The sequence below is a fragment of the Sporolactobacillus sp. THM19-2 genome (assembly GCF_004153195.1).
Lineage (GTDB): Bacteria > Bacillota > Bacilli > Bacillales > Sporolactobacillaceae > Sporolactobacillus.
In genome coordinates this window covers 22,787-36,864 of the sequence record NZ_SEMC01000023.1, presented here as the reverse complement: position 1 = coordinate 36,864, position 14,078 = coordinate 22,787, and the positions used below count along the sequence as shown (strand labels likewise).

Here is a 14,078-nt window from a genome sequence, read left to right as displayed (position 1 = left end):
CCAAACGGGCTGACAGCGGTCTTGTGCCTTTCGCCGTAGTCTTTTTAAACGTCGCAGCGTAGTGCTCCTCAACTTTCCACCAGGGGATGATCTGAGCAAGCTGTACCCAGCGGTTATCTTTATTCAAAGTACCCCCGAAAGGGAGGAAAAAGTCTTCCGGCATGATGAGTTGCTGTTCCTGATATCGATACATTTGAATCGGCTCCATGTGCAAGGCTTTTTCCGGGATTGCCCGGAAATCTGGTGTTTCTCCTTGCATATAAGTTCGACAAAAGTGTCCGTAAATCCTGCTGTATCAGCATTTTTTATTAATTCAGCAAACCCTATGTATTCCAAAAGAAAAGGTGGGGGATCAACTGACCATTGAGCCGTTTGGCTTAATTTTACACCAGTGGGGATGAAGAAAACTCCCTACTTGTTAAATTTTCACTTTATTATGAACATACCAAATGGCTAAGACGTTGCAGGACTGAAGATAGTTCTGCGTGAAATAAGGAGATCCATATACAAGTCATGAATCACCGGCTAAATCAGAACAGTATCATGGTGCACAATTCGATGTCAGTAAATGGCGTTGAAAGCGCATACAATTAAACGTCAAACCGTTATATAATAAAACACGTAGGAGGAATAAGGATGCTGGAAAAACGAAGCGACATGTTATTGAACTATTTATTGGCACATCCGAACAAAACCAATAAAGATCTTCAAACTGTATTTCAACTGTCACGACGTCAAGTGGATTATACGATTTCGAAGCTGAATCGGTGGCTATCGGATAAAACCTATCCACTGATCAAACACACGTCCTCTGGTCATTTTATGATACCGCCTGCACTAATGAAGTTGATGGGGAGTCTAGACGGTACAAAAAACGTAGTCGACTGGTATATTCCCTCAACCGAAGAACGGTCATACGTGATTGTACTTATGTTGATCACCTATGAAGAACAATTGTCCGTGAATCATTTTATGTTTGAACTGGAGGTGAGCAGAAATACTGTATTAAGGGATCTAAAGGAAGTACATTCATTTTTACACAAATTTCAATTAAGACTGGTTTATTCACGTAAGGAAGGCTATGTCATTAAAGGTGATGAGTGGAATCAGCGATCAGCATTTATGAATGCAGTAGATCATCTAATTCACATAAACGAAGGTGAAGCTTATCTTGCACATTATTTAAAGATGACGGATGAGCAAATTGCTTTATGGCAAAAGAAGATTGAATTAATGGAAGGAAAATTGGGAATTAAATTTGTTGATAAAAAAATGATGGAATTGCCCTTTCTGCTTGAAGGTATTTTCCGGAGGATACACCAAGGTAAGACAATTGATAATATTTTCCAGATTAATTATAGGACGCTTTCAGATACACGCGAATATGAAGCTGTAGAGGATTTAGTTGACGGACAGACTGATATTTTACCACAGGAAAGGATTTACATTACCTTGCAGTTACTGTCGTCTAATATCATTTCTTCAAATCATTATATTCTAGATGGCGCTTTACCACAGCTGGAAAAAGCATTATCCAATTTTCTGGATCAATTTGAGAAAAACGCCTGTATTACATTGAAAAATAAAAAAATATTATTACAGAAATTGCTCGTTCACTTTAAACCTGCTTATTACCGAATCAAATATCGTCTGACGACGAATTACAATGGGTTGAGCCAAATCAGTCACGAATATAAACTCATCAATTATTTTGTAAAAAAATCTATTCAGCCACTGGAACAATTTATTGGAGTATCTATCCCTGATAGAGAAGTTTTGTTTATCTCATTATTTATCGGTAGCCATCTTATCCAGGATAAGGATCAATTGGATGGACGAATCAGAGCGGCAGTAGTTTGCACAAATGGCATCTCAATATCACTGCTGATGGAAAATTCGTTACGTCATATGTTTTCATATATGTTCTTCTATCCCGCAATGTCAGTCAGAGAGTTTAAAAAGTTCCAGTATCCCATTGATGTCGTATTCTCAGCTGTACCATTAAAGACAGAGGCACGACTCTTCGTTATCAATGAAATGATGAATGAGAGGGAAAAAAGGGAACTTAAACAGCGGGTGATCAAAGAACTTTATCATCTAGACGCAATGGAAGTAGATTTTACAGCACTGATGGATGTAATCAGTCGTTATGCTGATATAAAAAACCCAAAAAAACTATGCACGGAACTGGAAAATTTATTCAGCAGTGGTTCAATAGCAAATTATGATGAAAATATTTCTGAATATAGGAGAGTTCCGGTTCAATTGGATGACCTGCTCACGCCTTTAACCATCCGTCAAGTTGATTCAGTAAAAAACTGGATGGATGCCCTGGAAAAGAGCGCCAGTGTTCTGCTGCAACAAAACACGATTACCATCCAATACATTAATACGTTAAAACAATTATATCATGAACCAGCTCTCCATATCACTTTATTCGGTAATATTATTCTTCCTCATGCAGAGCCTCAAAATGGCGTCCGTCAAATGAGTATGAGTCTCCTGCACATCCGAAGAGGGATAAAGGTACAGAACGGGAAGAAAGTATATTTTGTTGTTACCCTGGCAGCTGTCGATAAAACATCACACTTCAATGCACTACGACAATTATGCCGGATTGCCCAATCGCAATCATGTATCGAAAGGATGAAAAGTGCGCAGTCAAATGTGGCATTATCTCAAGTTATTAAAGAATTTCTTGGTGCCGTGAAAGAGCCGGCGCTTGAATAAGAGAAAGGAGGAGATTTTTATGAGCATAGATCAATTTATCAAAAAAGATTTGATTTTCCTCAAACTGTCATTCAACACTCAAAAGGAGCTCTTTCAATTCCTTGGCGAACAGGTTTATCAGAGAGGATATGTAACAGATGATTTTCTAAGCAGAGTAGTCGATCGGGAAAGAAACTTCCCTACAGGGTTGAAGCTGAATCATTATAATGTGGCCATTCCGCATACAGATGCAGAATGCGTAAAAAAACAATTTATTGCTGTTGCCACCCTGGCCCCCCCTGTTGTTTTCCAGCAAATGGCGGATAAAACTCAGGATGTTGATGTTTCTCTGGTCTTTATGTTGGGCCTTAATGAACCTCATTTTCAGCTTGAAGCCTTGAAGGAATTAGTAGGCATGATTCAAAATGAAAAACACGTCACTCAATTGGTAAATGCAAGTGATAAAGATGAATTATTTAAAGCATTAACCTTATGTGCTTCAATAAATAGATAATCTGGAGGGAAAAATATGGCTAAAAAAAGAGTGCTTGTTGCCTGCGGAGCAGGAATTGCTACTTCTACCGTGCTGGTTGACCGTGTTGAGAAGTTATTTAAAAAAAATCATATTGATGCGGAAATTGTTCAATGCAAGATTACTGAAGTTAAATCCAAACAAAGAGATGCAGATTTAATCGTTTCATCTACTATTTTGCCGACAAAATATGAAATTCCTGCTGTTGTTGCAACTGCTTATATTTCGGGAATCAATATGGAGGCAATGGATGAAAAAATTCTTGGATATCTAAAATAAACTGATTACAAAGGAGGAAGTGGAATGGATACTCTGTATAACGTTGTGCAGTATATTTTAAATCTAGGGGCTACAGTTATTTTGCCTTTAGCTATATTCCTCATAGCGATTATTTTCCGGGTCCGATTTGGTAAAGCTTTTAAATCGGCGATTATAATCGGTATAGGTTTTGTGGGTATAAATTTAGTTATTGGTTTATTAACTGATAATTTAGGCCCAGCAGCTCAGCAAATGGTCAAAAATTTTGGTATCAATCTAACGATTGTTGATACCGGATGGCCATCAGCAGCAGCAGCATCCTGGGCATCTCCTGTCGCGGCAATATTGATTCCTTTGTGTTTGTTGCTAAACATTCTTCTATTATTCGTAAAAGTAACTAAAACATTAGATATTGACATCTGGAATTACTGGCACTTTATGGCGGCCGGTGCAACTGGATATATTGTAACCGGCAATTGGTGGTTTGCGATCCTATGTGCGTTCATCTTTGAAGTGATTGTTCTGATTATTGCGGATCGTACTGCTCCCATGGTACAAAAATTTTATGGATTGGAGGGTATCTCTTTACCAACAGGATCAACTGCCGCTTTCGGTCTTATTGGTATGCCTATTGGCTGGTTGATTTCAAAAATTCCAGGTATTAATAAATTGAAAGCGGATCCAGAAACAATCCAGAAGCGGTTTGGCATATTTGGCGAACCCATGATTATGGGCTTAATCATTGGTTTCGTAATCGGACTTCTAGCTAAATATGATATTGGTAATGCTTTTAAATTGGGAATTGCAATGGGAGGTGTTATGTATTTAATGCCCCGTATGGTAAAAATACTGATGGAAGGTCTGATTCCGATATCAGAGTCTGTTAGAGAATATCTGAGCAAAAAATATCATGGTCGAGAAGTTCATTTGGGGTTGGACGCAGCACTCTCAATTGGACATCCTGCCAATATAGCAACGGGGTTAATTTTGGTACCGATTACATTGATACTGGCTGTTATAATCCCAGGGAATAAGGTATTACCTTTTGGAGATTTAGCAACGATACCATTTTATGTATCTTTTATTGTTGCTTCAAGAAAGGGCAACATTATTCATTCAGTATTAGCTGGGACCATCGTTCTATCTCTTTCCTTGCTGATGGCGACGGATTTTGGGCCTGTTCATACGGAGATGATGAAGGGCGTATATGACTTTCCACAAGGTGTGACACAGGTGTCTTCGCTCGATATGGGAGGAAATCCATTAAATTGGATCATTTTGAAGTTTGCGCAGTTGTTACATTCAATATTTTAAATAAAAATTTATAGAGGCGAATAGGATGAAAGCGGCTGTTTTACGCGAGAATAACGAAATTCATTATGAAGATGTAACGTTACCAAAACTTAAATCTGATGAAGTTAAAATAAAAGTTTTGGCTTGTGGGATATGTGGCTCTGATACTCACAAGATGAAATCGAAATGGAAATATCCATTGCCAGCAATCATGGGTCATGAGTTTTCTGGAATAGTTGTTGAAAAGGGTACAGAAGTCAGAAATTTTGAGAAGGGGCAACATGTTGTTGTCGTTCCCTTTATTCCATGCAGAAGATGTGAATATTGCGAGAGAGGTGAATATTCACTGTGTGAAAATTACAAAATGATTGGTTCAGTAAGATATGGAGGATTTGCAGAGTATGCAAACATACCTGTAACCAATGTGCTCCCTATTGATGATATTGATTTTGAAGAGGCTGCCATGATTGAACCTGCAGCGGTTGCTCTGCATGGGGTCATGAGTCTTAATCCTCAAATTGGTGATCAAGCAGCAGTTTTTGGAATTGGAACAATAGGAATGTTAGTGATTGAGTGGTTGAAACTCGCAGGCGTTAAAGAAATTATTGCAATTGATATTGCGCCCGAAAAATTAGTTGAAGCGAGAAAAATAGGATGTCAGTACACCATAAACCCAATGAATGAAGATGTCGAACAACAAATACTGAAGATAACAAATCAAAAAGGTGTAGATATCGCATTTGAATGTGCTGGTTCTAAAGTCACTCAGGAGCAAATTTTGTTAGTCCCGAAAAAGAAGGGAAAAGTAGGGTATATAGGAATCGCTTATTCAGATGTTACCCTTCATGAAAAAGCATTCGAGAATATTTTTCGGCGTGAATTGACTTTGAAGGGGAGTTGGAATTCTTATACCGCACCCTTCCCCGGAAGATCTTGGCATGCGGCCATAGGTTTTATTCAGCAAAAAAAATTAAACTTAACACCCTATATTTCTCACAGATTTAATCTAAAAGATACGGACAAAGCTTTTGATATGATGCTAAATCGCCGAGAACCCTTTAATAAAGTTATGATTTTACCAAACACAGAGGTGTAAGACAAATGAAAGCAGTCGTCAAAGAAGCTCCGGGTTATGATCAAATGGTTTTGAAAGATGTCCCTGAACCAGAAGTATATGGTGATCGTGTGAAAATAGAGGTTGCTTATACAGGAATTTGCGGGTCAGATATTCACACTTTCAAAGGAGAGTACAAAAATCCAACAACACCTGTGACGCTGGGACATGAATTCTCCGGAAAGGTTGTTGAAGTCGGACCTGATGTGAAGAACATTAAAGTCGGAGACAGGGTGACAAGTGAGACGACATTTGAGACCTGTGAAAAATGTCGATATTGTGAAGAAAAAGATTATAACTTGTGCAGTCATCGTAGAGGTATAGGTACTCAGGCTAACGGAAGTTTTGCAAAATATGTTCTGTCTAGGGAAGAAAGCTGTCATGTTCTTGACGACAGTCTATCATATCAGGCAGCTGCATTAAGTGAACCACTTTCCTGCTGTGTACATGCAGCACTTGAGAAGACGACTGTCAGCGATTCGGATAAGGTTCTGATTTTTGGGCCAGGGCCGATTGGTTTACTGATGCTGCAGGTTGTTAAAGCCCAAGGTGCATTTGTGATCATGTCTGGCATTACCAAAGATAAGGATAGACTCGAATTAGCGAAACAGCTTGGCGCAGATATTGTTGTAGATACCATGAAAGAAAATCTGGAAGACATTGTTTTGAAACACACAGATGGGTATGGTGTTGATCGAGTATTTGATTGTTCCGGTGCTGTCCCTGCAGTGAACCAGGGGTTACCATTGGTTCGTAAGAAGGGGACATTCGTTCAGGTTGGTTTGTTTGCAAAGAAGGCTAACCCGATTGACGAAGAATCAATTATTCAGAGAGAAATTACTTATATTGGCAGCCGTTCACAGAAGCCAAGTTCATGGTTAATTGCTCTGGATTTGTTAACAAGAAGAAAAATTAATGCAGATAAGATGATCACGAAGGTCTTCCCACTGGAGAAATGGAGAGATGCTTTTGAATCCGTTATGGGTGGACACGAAATTAAGGTGCTCATTAAATCCGGGAATATTTGAAAAAAATATCTGGAGGAATAGATATGAATCATTTAAAGGTAAAGATTTATGCAGATGGTGCGGACATTAATGACATGCTATCAGCTTATAAAGCCGGTTTCGTTTCCGGTTTTACAACCAATCCCAGTCTAATGAAACGGGCAGGTGTGGCAGATTACGTTGCCTTTGCCAAAGAAGTCGTCGAAAAAATTCCGGATTTACCATTGTCCTTTGAAGTGTTTGCCGACGACTTTGAAACGATGGAAAAAGAAGCGGAAAAAATACATTCATTCGGGAAAAACGTCTTCATTAAAATTCCTATTACGAATACCAAAGGTGAATCGTCCATCCCGTTAATAAAAAAGCTGCAAAAAAAAGGCTTTTCCCTGAATGTAACAGCTATTCTAACAACAAAACAAGTTGAGGATACAGTTGCAGCACTGGATCCGGATGTTGAAAATATTGTATCCGTTTTCGCCGGGAGAATAGCTGATACAGGACGTGATCCCATTCCTTATATGAAGAAATCAGTTGAGCTTTGCAAGCATAATAAGGGTGCACAACTGCTATGGGCAAGTTCTCGTGAACTTTTTAATGTCTATGAAGCGGATCGTCTGGGTGTCGATATTATTACCTGTACGCCGGCAATCATTGAAAAACTTAAAAAAGTTGGTAAGTCACTGGAGCAGGTATCCCTTGATACAGTAAAAGGGTTTAACAAAGATATCCAGTCTCTTGGTTATACGATTCTATCACAAGATGAAGCCAGTTCAGTAAGCAGGGGATGATTTTACGACGTCATATATGCCTTGCTATTGACTTTGAAAACGCTATCTGATGATGACTCTTCTATGTGAGGAGAAAGATCAAATATATTTAGATGAGGAGATGTCTTTATGCCTGTTTCACTAGATCAATTGTCAATTGATACGATTCGTACGTTATCCATTGATGCCATTGAAAAAGCAAAGTCCGGACATCCCGGGCTCCCCATGGGGGCGGCACCTATGGCTTATACGCTCTGGGCGAAGAAAATGAAGCATAATCCCGCTGATCCTGAATGGTTTAATCGTGATCGCTTTATTCTTTCTGCCGGTCATGGATCCATGCTTCTTTACAGTTTGCTTCACCTGTTCGGATATGGCATAACGCTTGAGGATATTAAACAGTTCCGTCAGTGGGGCAGCCTGACACCCGGACATCCTGAATACGGCCACACCCCTGGTGTTGAAGCGACGACCGGGCCTCTTGGACAAGGTGTAGCTATGGCAGTCGGTATGGCTATGGCAGAAGCACACCTTAGATCAGTTTATAACCGAGAAGACTATGATATTGTGAATCATCACACATATGTGCTTTGCGGTGATGGCGATTTAATGGAAGGGGTAGCGAGTGAAGCGGCTTCACTGGCAGGCCGGTTAAAGCTTGGTCGTCTGGTTATGCTCTATGATTCTAATAAAGTATCTTTGGATGGAAAATTAGACATGGCTTTTACTGAAGATGTGAGAAAACGCTTTGAAGCCTACGGCTGGCAAACGCTGCTGGTTGAAGACGGAAATGATGTGATCGCCATTAAACAGGCACTGGATCACGCTGATATGGATGAAACCCGTCCGACACTCATTGAGGTACGTACAACCATTGGTTACGGGGCTCCTGATGTTGCCGGAACCAATAAAGTTCATGGAAATCCGTTGGGTGCTGAGAAAGCTGCAGGGGCTAAGAAAGCCTATGGCTGGAAATATGAACCATTCACGGTTCCAGAAGAAATAAAGGAACATTTTAAGGCAATCGCTTCTGACGGACAAATAGCAGAAAATGCGTGGAAAAGAAAATTTGCTGCCTATGAAGAGAAATACCCGAAACTGGCTGCACAGTTAAAGCAAGCTGTTGACCGAGAAGTTTCTGATCACTTTGCAGATCAGTTACCTCTCTATGGACCCGAAACGAAGAAAGCCACTCGGGCAACATCCGGTGAAGTAATTAATAAACTGGCCGAGTCTGTGCCTCAACTGTTTGGCGGTGCGGCTGATCTGGCTTCATCCACAAAAACAACGATAAGCAGCAGCGGAGACTTTCTCCCCGGACACTACAGTGGACGTAATATATGGTTTGGCGTCCGGGAGTTTGCAATGGCCGCAGCGGTTAACGGAATGGTGTTGCATGGGGGTGTTATGCCATTCTGCTCAACCTTCTTTACATTTTCAGATTATATGAAACCGGCTATTCGCCTTGCCGCCCTGATGGGTATTCCTTCCATATTTGTATTCACACATGATTCCGTTGCTGTAGGTGAGGATGGTCCGACACACGAACCTATTGAACAGCTGGCCGGGTTACGAGCCATTCCAAATGTAAACCTTATACGACCAGCAGATGGTAATGAGGTACGTGAAGCGTGGAAAATTGCTGTCGAAAGCCATAATCAGCCGACGATAATCGTATTAACACGTCAGGGTGTCCAGACGGTGGAAGGAGAAACAGAACGTGCCTCTGAGGGTGTGAAGAGAGGTGGTTATATTGTCTCTGATTCCCGCACTGAAGCTCAGGGCATTCTCCTTGCAACCGGTTCAGAAGTAGAACTTGCAGTTAAAGCTCAGCAAATTCTGCAACGCGATTCAATAGAGGTTCGAGTTGTCAGTCTTCCTTCGTGGGAACTGTTCAGAAAACAGTCACGCTCGTATCGGGACAAGGTTCTTCCTCCAGCGATAAAAAAGAGACTGGCGATAGAAATGGGGTCTTCACTGGGCTGGAAAGAGTTTATTGGTGACGAAGGTGATTTGATCACGATTGACCGTTTTGGAACTTCCGCTCCTGGACCTTTAGTCGTTTCAAAATTCGGATTTACTCCGGAAAAGGTTGCGGCAGCCATGAAAAAAATGTTGATGAAAGAACAAACAGTATAAATCACTGACTGAATCTAGCCAGCCTGATAAAATCAGAAGGTGAGTCGAATGAAAATAGCTATTGGTTGTGACCATGCAGGTTTTGATTTAAAGCCTGCCATCCAGGATTATTTAATTGAAAAAGGTATTGAAGTCATTGATAAAGGGACGCATTCCACGGAAAGTGTCGACTATCCTGTATATGCCAGGAAAGTTGCTGATGCAGTGGTCAGTGGTGAGGCTGATCTTGGCATTCTCATTTGCGGAACAGGAGTGGGCATTTCCATAGCCGCAAATAAAGTCCCGGGTATTCGTGCAGTGGTCTGCAGCGAGCCCTTCTCTGCAAAATTGAGCCGTGAACATAATAATACAAATATACTTGCGTTTGGTTCGCGGGTTATAGGACCGGAACTGGCTAAAATGATTGTGGACGCCTGGCTGAATGCCAAATTTCAGGGTGGAAGACATCAAAGACGGTTGGATCTGATCACCCGAATTGAAAAAGAAGAATCTCATGTCTGATGCTTCTGTATATGATTAATGAAAGAGAGGCGATATGAAATGCGTCTGGCACCATCGATTTTATCTGCGAATGCTGCTCACCTTTCCAGAGAAGTTCGTGATGTTGAAAGGGCGGGTATTGATCTGATTCACTTTGATGTGATGGACGGACATTTTGTACCGAACATCACATTTGGGGCAAATGTTGTTGCCGCATTAAAAAAAGAGACAGCGATGGATATAGATGTCCATTTAATGGTGGATGAGCCCGATCATCTCATTCCATCCTTTATAAATGCAGGCGCTGACATGATTTCCGTACATGCTGAAGCCTGCAGACATCTGCATAGAACGATACAACTGATCAAGGATGGCGGTGTGCAGGCGGGTGTTGTGTTAAACCCGGCAACACCATTTTCTCAAATTAAACCTGTTCTGCCAGATCTGGATTATATCCTGATCATGACTGTAGATCCCGGCTTTGGTGGTCAGACGTTTATTGATTCCATGCTTCAAAAAATACACGAAGCAAAATTATTTATTGACGCCGAACAACTCAATATTAATATTGAAGTTGACGGAGGAATAAATAAACAGACCCTGCCACTCTGCCTGAAAGCCGGAGCATCAATTATTGTTGCCGGTTCCGCTGTTTTCGGTCAAAAGAACCGACTTGAGGCGATTCATACATTAACCGGGATCATAGCATAACCAAACATCATGCTTCATTATTGATGAAGGATTGAGTGATTTTATTCACATTCAACCCTTCTTTTTTTATTTTTATAGACCCTGTACCCTTCCAGAACGTGGCTGAATACTCTGCCCATACCCTGAAAAAATACGTTTAGCATAACATTCACCGGATCTTCTGGAATTGGATAACTTTTGGATGACTTATGCCCCATCATGTAGATAAATAAAGAAATCCCTGGAACTAAAAATGTCGGCTAGGGTATCCTCTCGGACAATAAAAATTATAATGATGATGCAGGCCATAATTAAGTGAGGATGGAAAATAAAGATGATACATGTTCGTCGCTATATCGAAAATCCGCTGATTCAGCCGGAAGATGTGAAACCGATACATCCGGGATTTGAAGTCATAGGAGCGTTTAATGCCGGCATTGCCAGTTTTCATGGGGAAACTCTGCTATTATTACGTGTGGCTGAACGTCCTGTTAGAGAAGATCCATCTAAAGTTCCATCGCCATACTATGACGAAGTGAAGCGAAAAGTTGTCGTCAAGAACTATGATCTTCAGGATCCTGAACTGAATTTTGAAGATAGCCGGACAATCAGGTTGAGAAAAAATACGGATCGCTTTGTCGGTTTAACCTCCCTGTCCTATCTCCGACTTGCCCGGAGCAGGGATGGTCGTCACTTCACTGTTGATGATCAACCATTTATTTATCCATGTAATCGTTACCAGACATTTGGCATAGAAGACCCGAGGATCACACAAATGGGTGACACCTATGCGATTTACTTCAGTGCTGTATCGGCGTATGGTATCGGCGTCGGACTTGTGACGACAAAGGACTTCAAACATTATGATGATCGGGGGCTGATCTTCTTACCTGAATGTAAAGATGTCGTCATTTTTCCTGAGAAGATCAAAGGTAAATACTATGCACTCAATCGTCCTTCACCAAAGAGTGTAGGCAGTCTTGATATATGGCTATCTGAATCTGATAATCTTCAATGCTGGGGCAATCATCGCCATCTCATGGGGACCCGGGCAAATAAATGGGATGCCGCCAGAATCGGGGGTGGGGCTGTACCGATTCTCACTCAGGACGGCTGGCTGGAAATTTACCATGGGATGTCTCCAGGCGGCAGATATTGTCTTGGCGGGGTGCTTCTTGACAGAGATGATCCTTCGAAGATTCTTGCCCGTTCAGAACACCCCATACTTGAGCCGGAGGCGAACTATGAACGAAACGGTTTCTTCGGCGACGTCGTGTTTACGTGCGGAGGGATCACCGAGGGGGATACGCTGCACCTTTATTATGGTGTGGCAGACCGATCAATGGCAGCTGCCGATCTCAGTATTCATGAAATACTGTCCGACCTTGAAAAAATCTGCTGAATAAAGGCAAAACAGGATGAAGATGGAAGAGAGCGCTCACGGCCGTCTTAATATTTATGCCGGTGTATTGAGCGTTCGCTTTGTGTTTAGAATGGCTTCAAAATTTCTCTGTTTCAATAAAATAGCTGTGACGAAATGCTATGTCTCCCATCTCCGCAGACAAAACACAACCCGGTGAAACGTAATTATGCATTTCACCGGGTTGCCTGATTTAACCTGATTTAAATTATTTACTCTCGTTATTTAAGGATCTGTTTCTTTGTTTCCGGTCCCCAGAAGATGGTCAGTACTGCAGTAACAGCCATAAAGATGCCGATCATGATGAAAATACTGATCGGTCCCTGGGTGCTGAGCAGGCCGGCTACTGCGTAAGGTGTGATAATGGTAAAGAAACGGCCGACAGCCTGTGCTGTTCCGTTACCACGCATTCGCAGCCGTGTCGGGAACAGTTCGGGAACGTAGATGGAAAGCGCGACAGCCATCAGAATATAGATGCAGACGGTCATCAGGAAGCCGAGTGACATGATTGCTGCCGGGTTTGTCTGAAAGGCATAGCCATAACCGAAAATGGCAGTCATGACAAAGGCGCCAACAATCGTCCATTTCCGGCCAATACGATCGACCGTTGATCTGCCGATAAAGGCACCAACCGGCGCACCGAGCATCATCAATGCGCTATAACCGAGTGACTTGGAAACGGTGATACCGCTATTAACAAGGAGAGTCGGCGCCCAGGTGACAAAGGTAAAGGCAGCCGTGTTGATGGCAGCGAGGATGACGCAGGCAAGTATTGTTTTCCTGATTTCGTTACTGCTGAACAGTTCACTGAACCGGCTTTTACGTGTGTCGATCTGATCAAATTGTTGCTGATCGTTCAGATTGACACCAGGATGCCGGGTTCCATATTTTTTCTCTGCTTCCTGTTCAAACTGCCTGACCACTTTCTCAGCATCGCTGTACCTGCCCTGTGAAAAATACCATCTGGGCGATTCCGGAAGACTCCGGCGGAAGTACCAGACGATTAATGAGGCGATGCCGACAATCACGAACATCCAGCGCCAGCCGATGGACGGGATAATCAGAAAACCAATGAATGTAGCAATAGGCGCTGAACAGTTGGCAAGTACGGAAAGACTGCCGACCCATTTACCCCGTGATCCGGCAGGGACAAATTCACCGAGCAGGGCAAAACCGGTAACAATTTCTGCACCGAGTCCGAATCCGGCGATCCCGCGGAGAATGATCAGCGTGATCATGTTCGGAGCAAAGAAGCTGGCGAGTGAGGCCAGACCAAAAATCAACAGATTGATCTGGTAGGCAAATTGTCTGCCTTTTAAATCTCCGATGACACCGGAGGCGATTGAGCCGAGAAAAAGTCCGATAAATGTCGTGGAAATGAATGCGGCATTCAAAAACATGGTGGACCAGCCGGTCTGGATCAGACTGCTGAGTACGCCCCCGGCTAAATAGACGTCAAAACCGTCGAGGACCATACCGAGTGTGATCAGTGTGAATACTTTGTACATCGTCCGTGTGGCCGGCAGATTATTGATGCGGGCCTCGAGGAGATGCCGCTCCGGCAGTGAATACTGTTTCTCATGAACTTCATCGGTTGTTCGGATACGACCGATACCGAGTGTCCTTTCTGTTTCCATATATCTTTCTCTCCCTTATATTTACCGTGTGT

General features: G+C 42.2%; 12 protein-coding genes and 1 pseudogene. 11 read left to right on the top strand and 2 right to left on the bottom strand.

Annotated elements, in window-relative coordinates; all coding sequences use genetic code 11:
* Window positions 1–193, bottom strand: a pseudogene (locus EWH91_RS12550) (IS5/IS1182 family transposase); the annotation flags it as partial.
* 443 nt (window positions 194–636) lie between these two features.
* Between EWH91_RS12550 and EWH91_RS12545 the strand changes: the two are divergent.
* From EWH91_RS12545 to EWH91_RS12495, 11 genes are all read left to right on the top strand, one after another.
* Window positions 637–2,730 (top strand): BglG family transcription antiterminator, encoded by a 2,094-nt coding sequence (locus tag EWH91_RS12545; RefSeq protein ID WP_129930379.1) that lies wholly within the window; start codon window positions 637–639, stop codon window positions 2,728–2,730.
* 19 nt (window positions 2,731–2,749) lie between these two features.
* The gene (locus EWH91_RS12540; protein ID WP_129930378.1) at window positions 2,750–3,223 is read left to right on the top strand and encodes a PTS sugar transporter subunit IIA; all 474 of its coding nucleotides are present in this window, start codon (window positions 2,750–2,752) and stop codon (window positions 3,221–3,223) included.
* A gap of 15 nt (window positions 3,224–3,238) precedes the next feature.
* Complete coding sequence (locus EWH91_RS12535) at window positions 3,239–3,520, top strand: PTS sugar transporter subunit IIB (protein ID WP_129930377.1); 282 nt, start codon at window positions 3,239–3,241, stop codon at window positions 3,518–3,520.
* Window positions 3,521–3,544: 24 nt separating this feature from the next.
* Window positions 3,545–4,813 carry a PTS galactitol transporter subunit IIC gene (locus EWH91_RS12530; RefSeq protein WP_129930376.1) on the top strand — a complete coding sequence of 423 codons (1,269 nt, stop codon included), beginning with the start codon at window positions 3,545–3,547 and terminating at the stop codon, window positions 4,811–4,813.
* Window positions 4,814–4,838: 25 nt separating this feature from the next.
* Window positions 4,839–5,888 (top strand): galactitol-1-phosphate 5-dehydrogenase, encoded by a 1,050-nt coding sequence (locus EWH91_RS12525; RefSeq protein WP_129930375.1) that lies wholly within the window; start codon window positions 4,839–4,841, stop codon window positions 5,886–5,888.
* Between the two features lie 5 nt (window positions 5,889–5,893).
* Complete coding sequence (locus tag EWH91_RS12520) at window positions 5,894–6,934, top strand: zinc-binding dehydrogenase (protein WP_129930374.1); 1,041 nt, start codon at window positions 5,894–5,896, stop codon at window positions 6,932–6,934.
* Window positions 6,935–6,957: 23 nt separating this feature from the next.
* Entirely contained in the window at window positions 6,958–7,701 is a 744-nt protein-coding gene (locus EWH91_RS12515) for a transaldolase (protein ID WP_129930373.1), read from the top strand.
* A 108-nt stretch (window positions 7,702–7,809) separates the two neighbouring features.
* Window positions 7,810–9,819 (top strand): transketolase, encoded by a 2,010-nt coding sequence (gene tkt / locus EWH91_RS12510; protein ID WP_129930372.1) that lies wholly within the window; start codon window positions 7,810–7,812, stop codon window positions 9,817–9,819.
* 48 nt (window positions 9,820–9,867) lie between these two features.
* Window positions 9,868–10,320, top strand: coding sequence for a ribose 5-phosphate isomerase B (gene rpiB / locus EWH91_RS12505; protein ID WP_129930371.1), 453 nt, complete (start codon window positions 9,868–9,870; stop codon window positions 10,318–10,320).
* A 39-nt stretch (window positions 10,321–10,359) separates the two neighbouring features.
* Window positions 10,360–11,010: a ribulose-phosphate 3-epimerase gene (gene rpe / locus EWH91_RS12500; protein ID WP_129930370.1), complete on the top strand. Its 651-nt coding sequence runs from the start codon at window positions 10,360–10,362 to the stop codon at window positions 11,008–11,010.
* 316 nt (window positions 11,011–11,326) lie between these two features.
* Window positions 11,327–12,391 carry a BtaManbiosPhlase gene (locus EWH91_RS12495; protein ID WP_206184331.1) on the top strand — a complete coding sequence of 355 codons (1,065 nt, stop codon included), beginning with the start codon at window positions 11,327–11,329 and terminating at the stop codon, window positions 12,389–12,391.
* A gap of 239 nt (window positions 12,392–12,630) precedes the next feature.
* Here the strand turns inward: EWH91_RS12495 and EWH91_RS12490 are convergent, their stop codons facing one another.
* Window positions 12,631–14,046, bottom strand: coding sequence for an MFS transporter (locus tag EWH91_RS12490; RefSeq protein ID WP_129930368.1), 1,416 nt, complete (start codon window positions 14,044–14,046; stop codon window positions 12,631–12,633).
* Window positions 14,047–14,078 lie beyond the last annotated feature (32 nt).

Bases quoted from the DNA above. Each gene is read 5' to 3' on its own strand.
- EWH91_RS12545 (WP_129930379.1), top strand. From the start codon at position 637: ATGCTGGAAAAACGAAGCGACATGTTATTGAACTATTTATTGGCACAT.
- EWH91_RS12540 (WP_129930378.1), top strand. From the start codon at position 2,750: ATGAGCATAGATCAATTTATCAAAAAAGATTTGATTTTCCTCAAACTG.
- EWH91_RS12535 (WP_129930377.1), top strand. From the start codon at position 3,239: ATGGCTAAAAAAAGAGTGCTTGTTGCCTGCGGAGCAGGAATTGCTACT.
- EWH91_RS12530 (WP_129930376.1), top strand. From the start codon at position 3,545: ATGGATACTCTGTATAACGTTGTGCAGTATATTTTAAATCTAGGGGCT.
- EWH91_RS12525 (WP_129930375.1), top strand. From the start codon at position 4,839: ATGAAAGCGGCTGTTTTACGCGAGAATAACGAAATTCATTATGAAGAT.
- EWH91_RS12520 (WP_129930374.1), top strand. From the start codon at position 5,894: ATGAAAGCAGTCGTCAAAGAAGCTCCGGGTTATGATCAAATGGTTTTG.
- EWH91_RS12515 (WP_129930373.1), top strand. From the start codon at position 6,958: ATGAATCATTTAAAGGTAAAGATTTATGCAGATGGTGCGGACATTAAT.
- tkt (WP_129930372.1), top strand. From the start codon at position 7,810: ATGCCTGTTTCACTAGATCAATTGTCAATTGATACGATTCGTACGTTA.
- rpiB (WP_129930371.1), top strand. From the start codon at position 9,868: ATGAAAATAGCTATTGGTTGTGACCATGCAGGTTTTGATTTAAAGCCT.
- rpe (WP_129930370.1), top strand. From the start codon at position 10,360: ATGCGTCTGGCACCATCGATTTTATCTGCGAATGCTGCTCACCTTTCC.
- EWH91_RS12490 (WP_129930368.1), bottom strand. From the start codon at position 14,046: ATGGAAACAGAAAGGACACTCGGTATCGGTCGTATCCGAACAACCGAT.